Here is an 18,052-nt window from a genome sequence, read left to right on the forward strand (position 1 = left end):
CTAACCGGGAGACTCTCGTGGCGCTCGTTGTGCAAAAGTACGGTGGTTCGTCCGTCGCCGACGCGTCCTGCATCAAGCGGGTCGCGCAGCGGATCGTCGCGACGAAAAAAGCCGGCAACGACGTGGTCGTGATCGTCTCCGCCATGGGCGACACGACCGACGAGCTGCTCGACCTGGCCGAGCAGGTGTCGCCGCTGCCTCCGGGCCGCGAGCTCGACATGCTGCTGACGTCGGGCGAGCGCATCTCGATGGCCCTGCTGGCGATGGCGATCGCCAACCTGGGCCACGAGGCCCGCTCGTTCACCGGCTCGCAGGCAGGTGTGATCACCGACTCCACGCACGGCAAGGCGCGCATCATCGACGTGACGCCCGGCCGCATCCAGGAGGCGATCGACCAGGGCCACATCGCGATCGTGGCCGGGTTCCAGGGTGTCTCGCAGGACACCAAGGACATCACCACGCTTGGCCGGGGTGGCTCCGACACCACGGCCGTCGCGCTGGCGGCGGCGCTCAACGCCGACGTCTGCGAGATCTACACCGACGTCGACGGCATCTTCACCGCCGACCCGCGCATCGTGCCCGCGGCGCAGCAGATCCCCAGGATCTCGTATGACGAGATGATGGAGATGGCCGCCTGCGGCGCGAAGATCCTGCACCTGCGTTGTGTCGAATACGCTCGGCGGTTCAACCTGCCGATCCACGTACGCAGCTCGTTCAGCACCAAGGAAGGCACGTGGGTCGTCTCCGACCCTTACACCGAAGGAACCGAGATGGAGCAGCCGATCATCTCCGGCGTCGCGCACGACCGGAGCGAGGCCAAGATCACTGTTGTCGGGGTGCCCGACAAGGTCGGCGAGGCTGCCACGATCTTCAAAACGCTGGCCGAAGCCGAGATCAACATTGACATGATCGTGCAGAACGTCTCGGCCGCCGCCACGGGTCGCACGGACATCTCGTTCACGCTGCCCACGGCCGACAGCCAGACGGCGCTGACGTCGCTGAAGAAGATCCAGCCCCGGATCGGTTTCGAGTCGCTGCTGTTCGACGACCAGATCGGGAAGGTGTCGCTGATCGGCGCGGGCATGCGCTCGCACCCCGGCGTCACGGCGACGTTCTTCGCGGCCCTCGCCGACGCGGGGGTCAACATCGAGATGATCTCCACCTCGGAGATCCGCATCTCAGTGATCGTCGAGCAGGACGGTGTCGACGCGGCTGTGGCCGCCGCGCACCGTGCCTTCGATCTCGACGCCGACCAGGTCGAAGCCGTGGTGTACGGAGGTTCAGGACGATGAGCAAGAGGCCCAGTCTGGCACTGATCGGCGCGACCGGCGCCGTCGGCACCGTCATGCGCGACATCGTGTCGTCGCGTGCGGACATCTGGGGCGAGATCCGTCTCGTCGCCTCCCCGCGCTCGGCGGGCAAGGTGCTCCAGGTGCGCGGCGAGGACGTCGTCGTGCAGGCCCTGGCGCCCGAGGTGTTCGACGGCATCGACATCGCCATCTTCGACGTGCCCGACGAGGTGTCGGCCGAGTGGGTGCCGATCGCGGCCGGGCGCGGCGCGATCGTGGTCGACAAGTCCGGCACGTTCCGCATGGAGCCCGACGTCCCGCTGGTCGTGCCCGAGGTCAACCCGCTCGACGCGCGTAACAGGCCGCGGGGCATCATCTCGACCCCCAACTGCACGACGCTGTCGATGATGGCGGCCATGGGGGCGCTGCACGCCGAGTTCACGCTCACCGAGCTGGTCGTCGCCTCCTACCAGGCGGTGTCCGGCGCCGGGGTGGCGGGTTCCGCGCGGCTGTACGACGAGGTCGAGGCGCTGGCCGGTGACCGCGCGATCGGTCAGAGCGCCGGTGACGTGCGCAAGGTGCTGGCCAACAAGCTGCCTGAGGAGTCGCCGTTCCCCGCGCCCATCGCGTTCAACGTGGTGCCGTGGGCGGGCTCGGTGAAGGCCGACGGCTGGGCCTCGGAGGAGCTCAAGCTCCGCAACGAGTCCCGCAAGATCCTCGGCATCCCGGACCTGAAGGTCTCCGCGACCTGCGTCCGCGTCCCGGTGGTCACGACGCACTCGCTGGCCGTGCACGCGCGTTTCGCGCGTGAGATCACGGTCGCCGACGCGCACCGCATCCTGGAAGCGGCTCCGACGGTGGTCCTCATGGACGACCCGGAGAACGGGATCTGGCCGACGCCTCTGGACGTGGTGGGCAACGACCCGACGTACGTGGGTCGCATCCGCCAGGCGATCGACTTCCCGAACACGCTCGATCTGTTCGTGTGCGGTGACAACCTGCGCAAGGGTGCGGCGCTCAACGCGGCGGAGATCGCCGAGCTGGTCGCAGCCGAGTTCTAGCAGTTCCACGGGTGTGGCGTCGTGCGTTCCGTGCGGCGTCACACCTTTTTCACGGGTGCGCGCCTGGCTCTGTCACCGGAAGAGGATGTCCCAGTGGTCGCTCTCGTCGAAGAACGTCGTGCCTGATTTCGATTTGTAGATCGTCGCCCCGTCGCTGCGCACCCCGGCCTTGTCATGATTTTTGGTGATGTGCCGGTCGATGCAGGCGTTGTGGGAGATGTCCAGCTTGTAGCCGTTGCCGTGGCTGAACTGGCCGGGCGCGTGGCCCCGCTCGGTGCCGCCGGTCACCATGATCGGGCAGCCGCTCTTCTGCTTCAGCTCGATGGCCCTGGCGATGGTCCCGGTCCGTACCCGGTCCAGTGACGTGCAGTGGTGCATGTGCTTGCTGACGCAGTTGCCGGTGGACTTCGTGCGCAGGCCCGCGCTCTTCAGCCATCCGTTGGCGGTCGCGTGGGACATCCGCATGGCGGCCTTGCGCGGCAGGGCCCGGGTCAGATCGACCTGAGCGCGCTTGTAAGCGACTCGGGGCCGTGCTTGCGGCATCTGGGCCACCCCGGTACGTACGGGGCTCTTCACCGCCTTCGTGGCGGCTTCCCGCGCGAACCGCTCGTTCCGCTTGACGGCCCGGTCGATGGCGCGGGCGGCCCGCGCGTCCCGCACGGCCTGGTCCACGCCCCGCGCGTCCCGCACGGCCTGCTCGGCTCGTTCCACGGCCCGCTCGGCCTGCTCGACCTTCGACTTGGCGGCGTCGTCGGCCCTGCGCTCGCGGATCACCTCGGCCCGCTCGACGGCGGCCAGCGGCCACCGGGTGTCGAGCGCCGGCCAGTCACCCATCTCCAGCAGCATGAGCTCCTCGTACGCCCAGGGGTGCGGCCCCATGTCGAAGGCGCCCGTCAGCAGCTCGGCCGCCGACGGCCCCGGGCCGTGCACGGGCCAGGCCTGCGCCGGCGCCCCTTCGGGGTGGGTGGCGGCGGAGGCGGCCGAGGCCAGCGCGATTATGGTGATCTCAATGCCGAGGAGCGCGACGATGATCAGCCGCACTGTTCCACGTATCCACATGTCGATGCCTTTTCGCGGATTTAGCCCTTCCGCCTGAAACGACAATCCCACCTTTCGCAGGAGATAACTCTTGTCGCGGGGGCAACTTTGCCTTGTGGCGGTGATCACCGTGAGGCTCCATGACCTAACCTCGCTCGACGACGTAAAGTGACGAACGTGTCCGAAGCCCGAAACCGAGGATCGGAGAGCACGCGAGAGGTCATCGTCGAGACGGCTTTGCGACTGTTCAGGGAGCGCGGCTTCGACGCGACCACGATGCGTGCCATCGCCGCCGAGGCGGGGGTGTCCGTGGGTAACGCCTACTACTACTTCGACAGCAAAGAGGCGTTGATCCAGGCGTATTACGACCGCGCCCAGGCTGAGCACGAGGAGGCGTGCAGGGAGTTCCTGGCCACCGAGGAGTCGTTCGCGGGCCGGCTGAGCGGGGTGCTGCGCGAATGGGTGCGGGTCTCCGAGCCGTACCACGAGTTCGCCGTGAAGTTCTTCAAGCACGCGGCCGAGCCGACCAACCCGCTGAGCCCGTTCAGCCAGCAGTCGTCCCCGGCGCGTGAGGCGTCGATCGCGATCTACCGGGAGGTCGTGGAGGGGTCGCGTGACCGGATGAACGCCGAGTTGCGTGAGGAGCTGCCCGAGCTGCTGTGGTTGCTGTCGATGGGCATGGTGCTGTTCTGGGTGCACGACACCTCGCCGGGGTGCGCTCGTACGTACCGGCTGATCGAGGTGACGGTGCCGCTGGTGGACCGGCTGGTCGGGCTGTCGCACCTGCCGGGTTTGCGGGGGATCACGAAGGACTTCATTGCGGCGGTCCACGAACTGCGGGCCTAGGGGAACATACCGGTCGGTTGGTAAGGTCGTACCCCGACGATCTGGAGGCCGTGCATGAACTGGGGCATGACCATTCCCTTCTACGACCGCTCGCTGGCCAAGTCGCAGGACCTCATCGCGGAGTTGCCCGGCCTCGGCTACACCGACCTGTGGTCGGCCGAGGTGAACGGCGTCGACGGCTTCACCCCGCTGGCCCTGGCCTCGCAGTGGGCGCCGGGGGCCAGGCTGGGCAGCGCCATCGTGCCCGTCTCCACGCGCGGCCCAGGGCTGCTCGCCATGTCCGCCGCCACGCTGGCCGACCTGGCGCCGGGCCGGTTCGTGCTGGGCATCGGCGCCTCGTCGCCGGCGATCGTCGAGCGGTGGAACGCGGGCACGTTCGACAAGCCGTACGCGCGCACCCGTGACACGCTGCGCTTCCTGAAGAAGGCGCTGGCGGGGGAGAAGGTCTCGGAGAAGTACGAGACGTTCGAGGTCAAGGGCTTCAAGCTGGAGCGCGCCCCGAAGACGCCGCCGAAGATCGTGCTGGCGGCGCTGCGTCCCCGGATGCTGCGGCTGGCCGCAGAGGAGGCCGACGGGGCCATCACCAACTGGCTCTCGCCCGGCGACGTGCGCAAGGTGCGCGCCGAGATCGGCCCCGGCACCGAGCTGATCGCCCGCCTGTTCGTCTGCGTGGACACCGACGCCGACCGCGTCCGCGAGACCGCCAGGTGGATGCTGGCCAGCTACCTCACCGTCCCGGTGTACGCGGCCTTCCACGACTGGCTGGGCCGCGGCGAGGTGCTGCGCCCGATGCACGAGGCCTGGGCGGCAGGCGACCGGCAGGCCGCGCTCAAGGCCATCCCCGACGAGGTGGTGGACTCCCTGATCGTGCACGGCGACGCCGCCACCTGCCGCGCCCGGATCAAGGAGTACATGGCCAACGGCCTCGACACCCCGGTCCTCGCCCCCATCCCCGGCGGGGACATCCCCATCGACCAGGCGGTACGCGACCTCGCCCCGGAGAGGTGACGGCCATGCGCGAGATCCTCGGCCTCGACGCCGTCGGCCAGGCGCAGGCGATCAGGGCAGGCCAGGTGTCGGCGCGGGAGCTGACCGAGGCCGCGATCGCCCGCATCGAGGCCGCCGACGGCGAGCTGAACGCGGTCATCCACCGGCGCTTCGACCGAGCGCTGGCCGAGCTGGACACGATCCCGGCCGGCGCGCCCTTCCGCGGGGTGCCGATCCTGCTGAAGGACCTGGGCTGGCGGGAGGGGGCGGAGCCGTACAGCGCGGGCTCCGCCGTGCGCGACGGGCTGGTGAACGCCGCGGACGGCCACGGCGTCGTACGGCTGCGCGAGGCGGGCTTCGTGCTGCTCGGCCGGACGAACACGCCGGAGTTCGGCAGCACGATCACCACGGAGCCGGCGGCGTTCGGGCCGACCAGGAACCCCTACGACCCGGCGTACTCGGCGGGCGGCTCCAGCGGCGGCTCGGCGGCGGCGGTGGCGGCCGGGATGGTCGCGCTGGCCACGGCGAGCGACGGCGGCGGCTCCATCCGCATCCCGGCGTCGCTGTGCGGCCTGGTGGGGCTGAAGCCGACGCGCGGGCGCGTCAGCCTGGGTCCCGCGCTGGGCGAGGGGTGGAGCGGGTTCTCCTGCCCGGGTTTCGTCACCAGGAGCGTGCGTGACACGGCCGCGGCGCTGGACGTCGTGGCGGGCGTGCACCCCGGCGACCCGTACGGCGCGCAGCCCCTGCCCGGCAGGCTCGCCGACGAGGCAGGCCGCGATCCTGGCAGGTTGCGGATCGGGTTCCTGACCGCGCACCCCAGGGGCGACGTGCCGGAGGTGCCCGAGGTGGCCGAGGCCGTCACGACGGCCGCCGCGCTGCTGGAGTCGCTCGGCCACGACGTCGCCCCCGGCGGCCCCGGCGCGCTCGCCGACACCGACTTCCCGCTGCACTTCGGCGCGATCGTGGCCGACAACCTGGCCGCGCTCGTCGCCGCGCTGAGCGAGGCGCGCGGCAAGCCGGTGGACCCGGAGGAGCTGGAGCCGCGCAACGCCGCGATGGTGCGGGCGGCGCGCGGGCGCAGCGCCCCCGACCACATCAGATCCGTGCAGTGGGTGGACGCCTTCCGCCGCCGCATGGCCGCCTGGTGGGCCGAGGGCCACGACCTGCTGCTCATGCCGTCGCTCGGGGTGGCGCCGTTCCCGCTGGGCTGGATCCCGCCTGACGACCTCAGCGTCGCCTTCGGCCGCACGGCGCACGCCGTCGCGTTCACCTCGCCGATCAACGCGACGGGCCAGCCCGCCGTGTCGCTGCCGCTGCACAGGAACGCGGCGGGGCTGCCGGTGGGCGTGCAGCTCGTCGCGGCGGCCGGCCGCGAAGATCTTCTGGTACGGGTGGCGGCGCAGATCGAGCAGGTCAGGCCGTTCGAGCACGCGGCCATGCCGTGACGTAGGGAACTCCTGCCCCCGGCGACGCGTTATGTCGTGAAAGGCCGGGGGTAGGGGGATCCACATGATGGCGAAGCCAGCACGGGCAGCGGCGGCGTGGCGCACCTACCGCGAGGTGACCAAGCCGGGCTCGCCCAAACTGACGACCAGGCTCAGGGCGATCCCGCGGATGGTCGGCGCGGTGATGCGCGGCCAGTACGCCGGCATGGGCAAGGGCAAGCTCGCCATGCTCGGCCTCGGCGTGGTCTACCTCATCTCCCCGATCGACGTCGTGCCCGACTTCCTCATGCTGATCGGCGTGGCCGACGACTTCGGCGTGTTCCTGTGGCTGATGGCCTCGCTGCTCGGCGAGAGCGGCCGTTACGTGGAGCACGAGCGGCACGTGATCCAGGCCCGGCTGGAGGAAGGTTAGATCTCCTCCATCCGCAGCCAGGCCCGCGACGGCAGCGGGTGCCCGAACAGCCGGGCCGCGTTGCCGTAGGCCACCCTGGCGATGTCGGCGGGCGGCAGGGTGCCGAGGTTGCGGGCCACCGACTTCTGCGTGTCGGGCCAGGTCGAGTCGGAGTGCGGGTAGCCGCTCTCCTGGAGCACGTGGTCGAGGCCGACGGCGAGCCGCACCCCTGACAGGGCGTGGTCGTCGAGCGTGCCGAAGAAGAAGTTGCGGCGCAGCACCTCGCTCGGCTTGATGCCGCCCTCCCACGACGCCTCGCCGGCGACGGGGTGGTCGAGGGCGTAGTCGGCGCGCTCGGCCAGCATCGGCAGCCAGCCCACGCCGCCCTCCACGATGAGGATGCGCAGCGACGGGAAGCGCAGCGGCACCCCCGACCACAGCCAGTCGGCGCAGGCGAACATGGCGCTGGTCGGCATCAGCGTGGTGATGGCCTCGATGGGCGTGTCGGGCGAAGGCACGGGCGACCAGGAGGAGTCGCCGGTGTGCAGGCAGACGACGGTGCCGGTCTCCTCGCAGGCGGCGAAGAACGGGTCCCAGTGGCCGGTGTGGATGGACGGCAGCCGCAGCCGGGTGGGGAACTCGGGGAAGACGACGGCCTTGAAGCCCCTGGCGGCGTTGGCGCGGATCTCCTTGGCCGCCACGTCGGGGTCGGGCAGCCACGGGAGCTGCAGGCCGATGATCCGCTCGGGGTAGGTGCCGGCCCAGACGTCGATGTGCCAGTCGTTCCACGCCTTGACCAGGGCCAGGCCCAGCTCCTGGTCGCGGGTCCTGGCGAACGGCATGCCGGCCTGCCCGGCCAGCATGCCGGGGAAGCAGAGCGCGGCCCAGATGCCGGCGACGTCCATGTCCTGGATGCGGGCCTCGATGTCGTGGCAGCCGGGGCGCATGTGCTCGAACCGGATCGGGTCGAGCGTGCGCTGCTCGCGGGGCAGCCCGGCGCCCACGTCGATGCCGGCGCACGGGTACGTCGCACCGCCGTAGCGCCACACCTGGTGACCCGCGTCCGTCTCCACTACCTTCGGCGCGACCTCGGCGTATTTCTCCGGCAGGCGATCCTCGAACAGGTCGGGAGGCTCGATCAGGTGATCGTCGGCTGAGATGATCACATAGTCGCGCCGCCTGGGGTCGGGGTCGGGGAGCAGCGGCGTAGTCACGCAGGTAACCGTACGACGGCGGGATAACGTCGAACAAGCTGCGACGTATCCGTTGGGTATCCGAGAGGGTATTTGACCCGGGACCGCCGGGAGGGGGATGGCTGGCGATCCCGGGAGTGGCGAACCCGCCTCGCGCAGGGACGGGTCCGCACGCCCTCTACCCGGGCGGGGTCTAATCAGTCAGCAAATGCCGGCGAAGTTCGGCGATGGCGGCGGGGGAGAGCCGGAGCACTCCCTTGACGTAGGCCTCGGCGGAGCCGTGCCTGGCCGTGAGGTCGGTGAGGAAGAGCCGCATGGCCTCGGCGGGCGCGAGCCCGAACCCCGGCCACAGGGGCGCGTCGGGATGCCTTCTCGTCCAGTCGGCGACGAAGCGCTCGGTGGCCAGGCCGGTGAGCGCGTAGTCCGCCACGATGTCGTCGTCGCCCACGCCCGTCAGCGAGAGCACCAGCGCGGTGAGCACCCCCGTGCGGTCCTTGCCGGCCGCGCAGTGGACGACGACGGGCGCGTTGCCCGCCTCCGCGATCGTCTCCAGCGCGATCCTGAGGTTCTCGACGCCGTCCTCGGTGACCTCCAGGTAGCGGTCGGCGAGGTAGCGGGCGACGCCGAGCTCGTCGCTGTAGGCGGCGGTGTCCCACCGGCGCCCTTCGATGGGCAGGTTCTGGTAGTGCTGTCCCTCGGACTCGGGCACGCGCCCGGCCTTCTCCACCTCGTACGGGTGGCGCAGGTCGATGACGCTGCGCACCCGCAGCTCACGGAAGGTCGTCAGGTCGTCGCCGGCCAGCCAGCCCAGGGAGTCGGCCCGGTAGAGCCGCTGCCACCTGACGGTGCGCCCGTCCTTGGCGGCATATCCACCTACGTCGCGGAAGTTGCAGAGATTCGTGAACTCAATGTGGCGGATCACGCTCAACACCTTAATTGGCGGGTGTCGCCGCCCCTTCGACCCCGGTGGCCTCCTTGGCCTCCTGAGCCTTCCGCTCCGCCACCTCGCGCCTGATCAGCAACACCCAGCCGGCGATCGCGATGCCGATGAACAGCCACCACTGGACGCCGTACGCCAGGTTGAGCCCGCCCCCCGCGCCGACGTCGGGCTCGGGCACCGGCGCGGGCGCGGCAGCGGGCGTGGGCTGCTGCTCGGTCAGCTCGACGTAGCCGCCCACGAGACGGTAGGGCAGGCCCTGCCCGATCTTGCCCGGGTTGATCAGGAGCACCTGGCCGGGCGGCAGCCCGGCGCGGTCGGTGATCCCGCTGTTCTCCTCGGTCTCGCTGGGGCGTAGCCGCCCCGTTACAGTTACCTGCCCGGTGGGGGCGGCGGGCACCTCGGGGTGGGCGTCGGCGGTGGCTCCGGCGGGCACCCAGCCCCTGTTCACGATCACGGCGGCGCCGCCGCCTGTGACCAGAGGGGTCAGCACGTAGTAGCCGTTGTGGCCCTCCTGGGGGCGGCGGCGGACGACGAGCTCGTGAGCGGTGTCGTAGGTGCCGGCGACCGTCACGCGCCGGAACCGGTCGTCCTCCTTGACCTGCTGCCCGGCGCTCGCGAGCCGTTCCAGGGGCACGGGCGCGGCCTCGATGTTGGCGGTCACCCGCTCGCTGTTGGCCGACCGTTCCTCGAACCGCCCGAACTGCCAGCGCCCGAGGAAGACGAAGGCGGGGATGACCAGGAGCACCACGACGTGGAGCGCGAGCCATCTGGGCGTGAGCAGGAACCGGTACACGCCTTCCAGGTTAGGCACCCGCACCGGTGGTCCCGCACTCAGGCGCTCCGGATGTCGGCCCCTTCGCCGGGAATCGGCGTGACCTCGCGCGGCCCGTTCACCTCGTGGCCGTCGGCGCAGCGGAAGTGCTGCTCGATGGGGGCGCCGCAGTCGCGGTGGGTGAGCAGCACGGGCGGGCCCTCGTCGCCCGTCAGGTACTTGTCGCCCCAGTGCATGAGCGCGACCAGCAGGGGATACAGGTCGCGGCCCTTCTCGGTGAGCCGGTACTCGTCGCGCTGCCGCTGGCCCGGCTCGCGGTACGGCTCCTTGCGCAGCAGCCCTTCGTCGACCAGCCGGGCCAGGCGCGCGCTGAGCACCTGGCGGGGAGCGCCGGTGATCGCCTGCATGTCGGCGAACCTGCGCACGCCGGTGAACGCCTCGCGCAGCACGAGAAAGGTCCACTTCTCCCCGACGATGTCCAGGGTGCGCTCGATCGAGCAGTTGTTCACCCGGAAGGGAAGGTTCATTTTTGCATTATACCTGAGTTCAGTTGACAGACTCAGCCGTGGAGGAGCACGCTGAGTCTATGCAGGGAACCCAGATCCGCCCGGTGCGCCAGGACGACGAGGATCGGATCAGACGCTTCCTGGCCGGCCTGTCGCTGCACACGCAGACACTCCGGTTCTTCACCGGCGTCTCCACGCCCGCCGCCGCCCTCGTCCGGGCGCTGCTGCGGGTGGACGAGCGCCGCGACGCGCTGGTCGCGACCACCGACTGCGGCGAGATCGTCGCGCACGCCATGAGCTTCAAGGGCGACTGCGCCGACGTGGAGATCGCCGTGGTCGTGGCGGACGACTGGCAGGGGCGCGGGCTGGGCCCGGAACTGGTGGACACCCTGCTGCTGCGGGCCTCCGTGCGCGGCGCCAGGACCGTGGGCATGGACGTGCTGGGCGAGAACCGGCGCGTGCTCAGGCTCATCCGGCGGCTCTGGCCGGAGGCCACCATGAAGGTCAGTTCAGGGACGGTCGAGGTGACCGCTATGATCGATCAGGCTGGCCTATTTGCGGAACAAGGTTCTGTTGCCACACCATTGACAGTGTGAAGAGTGTCAAGAACGGACGCGACGGCCGCACCCGCATCATCGAGGGCGCCCTCCGCCGTTTCAGCCAGGACGGCGTATCCGCCACCACCCTGGCCAGTCTGCGTGAGGAAAGCGGCGTCAGCGTCGGCAGCTTCTACCACCACTTCGCCAGCAAGGAGCACGTCTTCGGCGTGCTGTACGGCGAGATCCTCGACGCCTACCAGGCGGCCTTCCTGGCCGAGCTGGTCCGCCACGACGACGCCCGCGACGGCATCGAGGCCATCGTCGCCTTCCACATGCGGTGGGCGGGCGAGCATCCCGAGCGGGCCAGACTGCTGATCAGCGAGCGTCCGCCGCGCAAGCACGAGCCGGGCGGCGCGGAGGTGGCGGAGGCACGGCGCACGTTCTTCCGCCAGGTCTCCGACTGGTGGCGGCCGCACATGAAGAACGGCCACCTCCAGCCCGTCCACGCGACCATGTGTTACGTGTTGTGGCTGGGGCCGGCGCAGGAGATGTGCCGGTTGTGGTTCGCGGGAGCGCACACGCCGACGGAGGAGGAGATCGCGGGGCTGGGTGAGGCGGCCTGGCAGAGCCTGCGTCAGCGGGGAGAATGAGCCTGCGCGGGGAGCGATGATCTGAGCACCGTCTGTGGTGTTATTGTCCAAATGTGAGACGACCTCGGGCACTCGTGCTGCCCGCCTTGCCGGAGAGCGCGCTCTCCCGCCTGGGAGAGATCGCCGACCTGACCGAGGCTTCCGCACGACCGAGCCTCGGCTTCACCGACGAGCAACTGGCGGACCTGGTCATCGAGACCGGCGCCACCGTGCTCATCACCGACGGCGACCAGGTGCGCTCGTCGGTGCTCGCCCTGCACCTGGACGTCGTGGCCAGCATGGGCCCGCCCGCCAGCGTGGACCTGGCGCTGGCCGCCGAGCGCGGCGTGACCGTCCTGCACGCCACCGCGCGCGACCCCGAGGCGGTGGCGGAGCTGACGCTCGCGCTGCTGTTCGCGGTGAGCAGGAACATCGTCAGCGCCGACCGCGAGGTGAGGAGGGGGCGCGTCTACCACGGCCCCGTCCACCAGAACAGGGTGCCGCCGGCGCAGCGGCACCGGGGCCGCAGGCTGACCGGGCGCACGGTCGGCATCGTCGGCCTGGGCCAGATCGGCAGGGCGCTGCACTGGCGCTGCGAGGGCCTGGGCATGAAGGTGATCGTCTGCGACCCGTTCGTGCCCGAGGCCACCCACACGCTGCCCGAGCTGCTCGCCGAGGCCGACGTGGTCTCCCTGCACGTGCCGCTCACCGAGGAGACGCGCGGCTTCTTCGGCTACACCGAGTTCGGCTCGATGCGGCAGGGGTCCATCTATCTCAACACCTCGCGCGGGGCGCTGCACGACCTGCGTGCGCTGGTCGACGCGCTGCGCGAGGGCCGGGTGGGCGGCGCGGGGCTCGACCACTTCGAGGGCGAGTGGCTCGACCGGGCCCACCCGCTGACCCGGCTGCGGAACGTGGTGCTCACGCCCCGCCTCGGCGAGGCCACGGGGGAGAGCAGGGAGGAGCTGGCGGAGACACTGGTGGAGGACATCGCCCGGCTGCTGCGCGGTGAGCGGCCCGCGCACGCGTACGTGCCGGCCTGACGATCACTCAGGCGATCTGGCGGACGCGCGTCGGGACACGCCAGCTCGCCCGGTCGAGCGAGATGTCCAGCCGGAGGTCACCACGCTGCCTGCGCAACCCCGGCACCCGCACCCGGTCGTGCACGTCGAACCTGCCCCGATGCGGATAACCGAACCCCAGCTCACCCGGCAACACCCGCAGGTCATCACGATTGCCGCAACGCGGGCACGTCCACGAGACCAGATCCAGGCCGCGGTTGTAGTCGGAGCAGGCGCTGAAGTATTCGTCGGGCCGGAAGCGGGACTCGCAGGCCAAGCAAGGGATCAGCATGAGGTCCGCTCCTCGGGACGACGTTTCGGTACGCATAGAGATACCGCGCGTGACTTGTCCGCCGCTTGCAGAATGCTTGGGTGCTTAAGTAACAGTATGAGCACTGTCGGTATCAGATCATGCTCGTGAGCCGGCGGTGAAAGGATGCTCCTGTGGAACGACTGCGCCATCACCTCCTCGAAACCGGATACACGATCGACGGCGTACGTGAACGCCTGGGCAGCATGGCGGCCTCGGCCCTGGCCCGCGAGGAGCTGACACCGGCTCTGCGCGCGACAGCCGACGGCGATCCCCTGGGCACGCTGATCAGGCTGTGGTGGCTCGGCGTCCCCGTCCCCGCCAAGGCCGTGGCGCCGGAGGCGCTCGCGTCGGGGCTGGCCGAGGCCGACGGCGACCAGGTCGTGGCCACCGTGCACCTCCAGCCGTGGGAGACCGGCGGCTACCTCGTCTCCGACAGGAAGGTGCGGCCGGGCGACCCCGCGCTGCGGCCCGACCACGTGGTGGGGGCCGGCGGCGCCTCGGCCAACCTGGCCCAGCTCGTCACCCGCCGCCCGGTCGGGCGCGCGCTCGACCTCGGCACCGGCTGCGGGGTGCAGGTGCTGCACCTGGCCGGGCGGGCGGAGCACATCGTGGCCACCGACCTCAACCCGCGCGCCCTGGAGCTGGCCAGGCTGAGCTGGGAGCTGTCCGGGGTAGGCGACGTGGACGCGCGGGCGGGCTCGATGTTCGAGCCGGTCGAGGGCGAGCTGTTCGACCTGGTCGTGAGCAACCCGCCGTTCGTCATCGCGCCGGCCCGCGAGGGCAAGCTGACCTACCGCGAGTCGGGCCGCGAAGGCGACGACTTCTGCCGCGACCTCGTCCGCGCCACGCCCCGCCACCTCAACCCCGGCGGCCAGGCGCACTTCCTGGCCAACTGGCTGCACGTCGAGGGCGAAGACTGGCACGACAGGGTGGGCGGCTGGCTGGGCGAGACCGGCTGCGACGCCTGGGTGGTGCAGCGCGACGTGCAGGACCCTGCCGAGTACGTCGAGCTGTGGCTCAAGGACGCCGCCGAGCAGGGCACCGCCGCCTACACCGAGCACTACGACCGCTGGCTGGGCTGGTTCGACGAGCGGCGGATCGAGGGCATCGGGTTCGGCTGGATCACGATGCGCAACTCCGGCACGCTCGACCCGGTCGTCCGCGTCGAGCACCTGGCCCACCAGGTCTCGCTGCCGGTCGGCGACTACGTCGACTCGGTGGTCGACGCCATCGCCGCCGCGCACCGGGCGCAGGGGCTCGACGCGGCGCTGCTGCGTACCGCCGAGGGGCTGCTCGACGAGCGCATCGGCCTGCCGGGCGCGGAGGACCCGATCCGCATCGTGCTGCGCCAGACGCAGGGGTTGCGGCGCAGCAGGGAGGTCGGCACCGTGGAGGCCGCGCTGGCGGGCGTCTGCGACGGCGAACTGGCGCTCGGGCCGCTGCTCAACGTGATCGCCGAGCTGGTCGGCGACGGTGAGATTCCCGACTCCGACGCGGTCAGGCCCTTGATCGCGGAGGGTTACTTCCTCCTTTAATCGGGCGTTGATTCGACGTCAACCCCGGCAGTGGATGCTGTGAGCCAGGACACGGACCTGGGGGGTTCGAGGGCCGTGTCAGGTCCGGCCGGTCGTCCGAGTGTGAGGCGGCTAGCCGTTGCGCGGAGCATCCGGATAACCGGGCCCCCTAGCGACGCGCGACGGTCAGGGTGACCGGCCGGGCTGAACACATCCGATTTCCTAGGGACAGCCTTGATCAACCATGTGTGGATGACACGTCTGGACGATGAGCTGTACTCAGGACTCGACGACGGGCCCATCGCCGGCGGGTTCGGGAGTGGAGAGACTGTCGAGCAGGACCTTGAGATCTCCGGCCTCGGGAGCGCCGAGCCGGGAGAAGATGTCGAAAGCCTGCCGTAGACAGTCGAGGCTTCTCGTCGTGCTGCCGAGACCGCGCAGCGCCTTGCCCAGGACGGTGAGCGAGAGCGCCTCCCCGTACGGGTGGCCGATCTCGCGGGCGACCACCAGCGCCTGCTCGGCGTGGCGCACCGCGTCGGGATACCGCTCGGCGGCGATGAACGTCTCGGCCAGCCGGGAGCACACCCGCTGCTCCCAGACGCGCTGCCTGCTGGCGCGGAAGAAGGCCAGGCACTCGGCGTGATGGTGCACGGCCTCGGTGAGGCGGCCCACCCTGCTCAGGACGATGCCGAGGTGGTAGCGGGCCCGCGCGGTGCCCGCGCCGCTGCCGATCTCGGTGAAGATGGCCAGGCCCTTCTCCGCCGCCGCGATCGCGTCCTCCGGACGGCCCAGGCCCAGGTGGTCGCGGGCCGAGTAGCTGAGGACCAGCGCCTCGCCGGCCGGCACGCCGTTCTCGCGGTACCAGCGCATGGCGGCGTCGAACAGCGACAGCGCCTCGGTGTGGCGGCGCTGGCGGCCGACGACGACGGCCAGGGCGTTCAGCACCTCGCCGGTGACGATCTTCTCCTGGCGCGCCCGCGACAGCTCGTGCACGACCCTGAAGTGCTGCTCGGCGTCCTTGAGCCGGTTGTCCGCGAACAGCACCCGGCCCAGCACGTAGCGGGCGCGCAGCTCGCCCGCCTGGTCGCCGTTGCTCTGCGCGGTGGCCAGCACGGCTCGGGTGCTGTGGTCGAACTCGCGCGTGTGGGTGCCCGCCTCCAGCAGCGGCTCCATGGCCACCAGCAGGTCGGCGGCGGGCAGCAGGTGCTCGCTGGTACGCGCGGTCGCGGCGGCCTGGTCGATGGCCGCGAACAGCGAGTCGCCCTCGGCGATCAGCCAGGCCACGGCCGCGTCCACGCTGGTGAAGGTGAGCCCGCTGCCGACGACCACCAGGTTGGCGGGGATCATGCTGCCCTCGTAGGCGAGCGTGTGCGCCGACTGGGCGGAGGCCAGGTAGAAGCCGAGCAGCCGGCGCAGCGCCATCGTCCTGGCCTGGGGACGCTCGCCCCGCTCCAGCTCGCGGCGGGCGAACAGCTTGAGCAGGTCGTGGAAGCGGTAGCGGCCGGGCGCGGGCGCCTCCAGGAGGCTGGCGTCCACCAGAGACTCCAGCACCTCCTCCGCCTCGAACGCGCTCGCCGACAGCACGGCGGAGGCGGCGCCGACGGAGATGTCGGGCCCGTTGGGCAGCGACAGCAGGCGGAAGGCGCGGGCCTGGGTGGCGGTGAGCTGCCCGTACCCGAGCGCGAACGTGGCCTCCACGGCCAGGTTGCCCACCCGCAGCTCGTCGAGGCGGCGCTGCTCGTCGGCCAGCCTGGGCACCAGCGAGGCGACCGTCCAGGAGGGGCGGGCGGCGAGCCGGGAGGCCACGATCCGCACCGCCAGCGGCAGGAAGCCGCACGCGGCCACCACGTCCATGGCCGCGCCGTGCTCGGCGGCGACCCGCTCGGCGCCGGCGACAGAGGAGAACAGCGACAGCGCCTCGTCGGGCTCCATCACGTCGAGGTCCACGAGCTTGGCCGACGGAAGGTCGGCCAGCTTGCCCCGGCTGGTGACGATGGCGGCGCAGCCGGGCGTGCCCGGCAGCAGCGGGCTGACCTGCGCGGCGTCGCGGGCGTTGTCCAGCAGCACCAGGATGCGGCGCTCGGCCAGGATGGAGCGGTAGAGCGCGGAGCGCTCGGCGGGGGCTTCCGGGATGACGTCCGGCGGCACGCCGAGCGCGCGCAGGAAGCCGCCCAGCGCCGACTCGGGCGCGAGGGCCTGGTCGGTGTAGCCGCGCAGGTCGGCGTAGAGCTGGCCGTCGGGGAAGACCTCGTCCACCAGGTGCGCCACGTGCACGGCCAGCGTGGTCTTGCCGACGCCGCCGATGCCGGAGATGGCCGCGATGGGCACGCCCTCGGCCGACGACTGGGCCGACAGCAGGGAGCGCAGGCGGACCGCGACCTCCTTGCGGCCGGTGAAGTCGCTGACGGCGGCCGGGAGCTGGGCGGGCCGGGGCAGTTCCAGCGCGGGCTGCTGCTGCTCCTCCTCGGCCGGCGGCTCCTCCTCCTCGGGGACCTCGGCCGCGGCGAGCGTCGGGTCGGCGGCGAGGATGCGCTGGTGCAGCGCGGACAGCTCGGGGCCAGGCTCGATGCCCAGCTCGTCGATGAGCGCCTCGCGCGTCTCGGTGAAGACGTTGAGCGCGTCGCCCTGCCGGCCGCAGCGGTACAGGGCCAGCATGAGCTGGGCGCGCAGCCGCTCGCGCAGCGGGTGGTCGGCGGTGAGCGCGATCAGCTCGGAGACGATCTTGGCGTGGTTGCCGAGCTCCAGGTCCACGTCCATGAGCGTCTCGATGACGCTGATGCGCCGCTCGACCAGGCGGTCGCGCTGGTGCTCGGAGTAGGGGCCGACGGTGCCGGCCAGCGGCTCGCCCTCGAACAGGCTCAGCGCGGCGCGCAGGCCGCGTGCGCCCTCGGCCGGCTTGCCCGCCTTGCGGGCGGCCTCGGCCTGCTGGATGCCGCGCTCGAAGCGGGTCAGGTCGAGGGAGTCCTCCGGCAGGCGCAGCGCGTAGCCTCGGCCGATCGAGGTGAGCAGCTCGGGCCGGGAGCGGGCGGGCCGGTCGGGCTCCAGCACGGTGCGCAGCCTGGAGACGTACGTGCGCAGCGCGCCCAGGGCCCGCGGCGGAGCGTCCTCGCCCCACACGGCGTCGATCATCTCGTTCGGGGTGACCGCGTGACCCTCCCGAAGGAGCAGCATGCCGAGGATGGAGCGCTGTAGCGGGGTGCCCAGGTCGAGTTCCCGGCCGTCACGCCACGCGCGGACAGGACCGAGCACGGCGAACCGCAGCCCGCTCTCAACGCGTTGACCAGCCATGCCGTCTGTCTCCAAGCCAATGGAACGATTTGTTACCAAATAATAGATCCATTACTGCTCGTCACCTAGATGCGGACAGATCGTTCATCTGTGCGTTGATCCGCCTTTAATCCGGTGTTGAGCCCGTCCCTGGATGCTGATGCTCGGAGCCGTACGTGACACGCATCGCGGGGGCGCGTGTCATGTAAGAGGGCTTATGGGGCGGAAAAAATACCGGCCCCGCCCTGCAGAATTCGGGCG

General features: G+C 70.9%; 17 protein-coding genes. 10 read left to right on the forward strand and 7 right to left on the reverse strand.

Going from position 1 to position 18,052, the window contains the following annotated elements:
* Window positions 1-17 precede the first annotated feature (17 nt).
* Together ABD331_RS42220 and ABD331_RS42225 are read left to right on the forward strand one after the other, a co-directional pair.
* A complete protein-coding gene (locus ABD331_RS42220) occupies window positions 18-1,292 on the forward strand; it encodes an aspartate kinase (protein ID WP_148440715.1) in 1,275 nt (424 codons plus the stop codon).
* Window positions 1,289-2,350, forward strand: a complete 1,062-nt coding sequence (locus ABD331_RS42225) for an aspartate-semialdehyde dehydrogenase (RefSeq protein ID WP_344488133.1) — start codon at window positions 1,289-1,291, stop codon at window positions 2,348-2,350. Before ABD331_RS42220 ends, ABD331_RS42225 begins: the two co-directional genes overlap by 4 nt.
* Before the next feature lie 72 nt (window positions 2,351-2,422).
* Here ABD331_RS42225 and ABD331_RS42230 read toward each other — a convergent pair whose 3' ends face one another.
* Window positions 2,423-3,391, reverse strand: coding sequence for a hypothetical protein (locus ABD331_RS42230; RefSeq protein ID WP_344488135.1), 969 nt, complete (start codon window positions 3,389-3,391; stop codon window positions 2,423-2,425).
* Window positions 3,392-3,565: 174 nt separating this feature from the next.
* Between ABD331_RS42230 and ABD331_RS42235 the strand changes: the two genes are divergently transcribed.
* The 4 genes from ABD331_RS42235 to ABD331_RS42250 all read left to right on the forward strand — a co-directional run bounded on the left by ABD331_RS42235 (window position 3,566) and on the right by ABD331_RS42250 (window position 7,078).
* Window positions 3,566-4,234 carry a TetR/AcrR family transcriptional regulator gene (locus tag ABD331_RS42235; RefSeq protein ID WP_344488137.1) on the forward strand — a complete coding sequence of 223 codons (669 nt, stop codon included), beginning with the start codon at window positions 3,566-3,568 and terminating at the stop codon, window positions 4,232-4,234.
* A 66-nt stretch (window positions 4,235-4,300) separates the two neighbouring features.
* The gene (locus ABD331_RS42240) at window positions 4,301-5,242 is read left to right on the forward strand and encodes an LLM class F420-dependent oxidoreductase (protein WP_344488138.1); all 942 of its coding nucleotides are present in this window, start codon (window positions 4,301-4,303) and stop codon (window positions 5,240-5,242) included.
* 5 nt (window positions 5,243-5,247) lie between these two features.
* On the forward strand, window positions 5,248-6,666 hold the full coding sequence (locus tag ABD331_RS42245) for an amidase (protein WP_344488140.1): 1,419 nt from the start codon (window positions 5,248-5,250) through the stop codon (window positions 6,664-6,666).
* A 67-nt stretch (window positions 6,667-6,733) separates the two neighbouring features.
* A complete protein-coding gene (locus ABD331_RS42250) occupies window positions 6,734-7,078 on the forward strand; it encodes a YkvA family protein (protein ID WP_148440788.1) in 345 nt (114 codons plus the stop codon).
* Here the strand turns inward: ABD331_RS42250 and ABD331_RS42255 are convergent.
* From ABD331_RS42255 to ABD331_RS42270, 4 genes are all read right to left on the reverse strand, one after another.
* Entirely contained in the window at window positions 7,075-8,271 is a 1,197-nt protein-coding gene (locus ABD331_RS42255; protein ID WP_344488142.1) for an amidohydrolase family protein, read from the reverse strand. The two genes, ABD331_RS42250 and ABD331_RS42255, sit on opposite strands and share 4 nt — an antisense overlap.
* A 172-nt stretch (window positions 8,272-8,443) precedes the next feature.
* Window positions 8,444-9,172, reverse strand: a complete 729-nt coding sequence (locus ABD331_RS42260) for a tyrosine-protein phosphatase (protein WP_344488144.1) — start codon at window positions 9,170-9,172, stop codon at window positions 8,444-8,446.
* 10 nt (window positions 9,173-9,182) lie between these two features.
* Window positions 9,183-9,983, reverse strand: a complete 801-nt coding sequence (locus ABD331_RS42265) for an SURF1 family cytochrome oxidase biogenesis protein (protein WP_344488146.1) — start codon at window positions 9,981-9,983, stop codon at window positions 9,183-9,185.
* 38 nt (window positions 9,984-10,021) lie between these two features.
* Entirely contained in the window at window positions 10,022-10,489 is a 468-nt protein-coding gene (locus ABD331_RS42270; RefSeq protein ID WP_344488148.1) for a winged helix-turn-helix transcriptional regulator, read from the reverse strand.
* Window positions 10,490-10,548: 59 nt separating this feature from the next.
* On the opposite strand from ABD331_RS42270, the gene ABD331_RS42275 reads away from it, so the two are divergent.
* Genes ABD331_RS42275 through ABD331_RS42285 form a run of 3 tightly spaced genes read left to right on the forward strand, consistent with a single transcriptional unit; the run spans window position 10,549 to window position 12,679 of the window.
* Complete coding sequence (locus tag ABD331_RS42275) at window positions 10,549-11,064, forward strand: GNAT family N-acetyltransferase (RefSeq protein WP_344488150.1); 516 nt, start codon at window positions 10,549-10,551, stop codon at window positions 11,062-11,064.
* On the forward strand, window positions 11,061-11,657 hold the full coding sequence (locus ABD331_RS42280) for a TetR/AcrR family transcriptional regulator (protein ID WP_344488152.1): 597 nt from the start codon (window positions 11,061-11,063) through the stop codon (window positions 11,655-11,657). The genes ABD331_RS42275 and ABD331_RS42280 overlap by 4 nt, the downstream gene beginning before the upstream one ends.
* A gap of 53 nt (window positions 11,658-11,710) precedes the next feature.
* Window positions 11,711-12,679: an NAD(P)-dependent oxidoreductase gene (locus ABD331_RS42285; protein ID WP_344488154.1), complete on the forward strand. Its 969-nt coding sequence runs from the start codon at window positions 11,711-11,713 to the stop codon at window positions 12,677-12,679.
* A 7-nt stretch (window positions 12,680-12,686) separates the two neighbouring features.
* On the opposite strand, the gene ABD331_RS42290 is transcribed toward ABD331_RS42285, so the two are convergent.
* Window positions 12,687-12,989 carry a hypothetical protein gene (locus tag ABD331_RS42290; protein WP_344488156.1) on the reverse strand — a complete coding sequence of 101 codons (303 nt, stop codon included), beginning with the start codon at window positions 12,987-12,989 and terminating at the stop codon, window positions 12,687-12,689.
* A 152-nt stretch (window positions 12,990-13,141) separates the two neighbouring features.
* Between ABD331_RS42290 and ABD331_RS42295 the strand changes: the two genes are divergently transcribed.
* Window positions 13,142-14,545, forward strand: a complete 1,404-nt coding sequence (locus ABD331_RS42295; RefSeq protein WP_344488158.1) for a DUF7059 domain-containing protein — start codon at window positions 13,142-13,144, stop codon at window positions 14,543-14,545.
* A gap of 258 nt (window positions 14,546-14,803) precedes the next feature.
* On the opposite strand, the gene ABD331_RS42300 is transcribed toward ABD331_RS42295, so the two are convergent.
* Window positions 14,804-17,812, reverse strand: coding sequence for an AfsR/SARP family transcriptional regulator (locus ABD331_RS42300; protein WP_344488160.1), 3,009 nt, complete (start codon window positions 17,810-17,812; stop codon window positions 14,804-14,806).
* Between the last annotated feature and the right edge of the window lie 240 nt (window positions 17,813-18,052).

It is taken from the genome of Nonomuraea monospora (assembly GCF_039531895.1).
Taxonomy (GTDB): domain Bacteria; phylum Actinomycetota; class Actinomycetes; order Streptosporangiales; family Streptosporangiaceae; genus Nonomuraea; species Nonomuraea monospora.

Excerpts from the sequence above, each read along its gene's own strand:
- ABD331_RS42225 (WP_344488133.1), top strand. The coding sequence starts at position 1,289 with ATGAGCAAGAGGCCCAGTCTGGCACTGATCGGCGCGACCGGCGCCGTC.
- ABD331_RS42240 (WP_344488138.1), top strand. The coding sequence starts at position 4,301 with ATGACCATTCCCTTCTACGACCGCTCGCTGGCCAAGTCGCAGGACCTC.
- ABD331_RS42245 (WP_344488140.1), top strand. The coding sequence starts at position 5,248 with ATGCGCGAGATCCTCGGCCTCGACGCCGTCGGCCAGGCGCAGGCGATC.
- ABD331_RS42250 (WP_148440788.1), top strand. The coding sequence starts at position 6,734 with ATGGCGAAGCCAGCACGGGCAGCGGCGGCGTGGCGCACCTACCGCGAG.
- ABD331_RS42270 (WP_344488148.1), bottom strand. The coding sequence starts at position 10,489 with ATGAACCTTCCCTTCCGGGTGAACAACTGCTCGATCGAGCGCACCCTG.
- ABD331_RS42275 (WP_344488150.1), top strand. The coding sequence starts at position 10,549 with ATGCAGGGAACCCAGATCCGCCCGGTGCGCCAGGACGACGAGGATCGG.
- ABD331_RS42290 (WP_344488156.1), bottom strand. The coding sequence starts at position 12,989 with ATGCTGATCCCTTGCTTGGCCTGCGAGTCCCGCTTCCGGCCCGACGAA.
- ABD331_RS42300 (WP_344488160.1), bottom strand. The coding sequence starts at position 17,812 with ATGGCTGGTCAACGCGTTGAGAGCGGGCTGCGGTTCGCCGTGCTCGGT.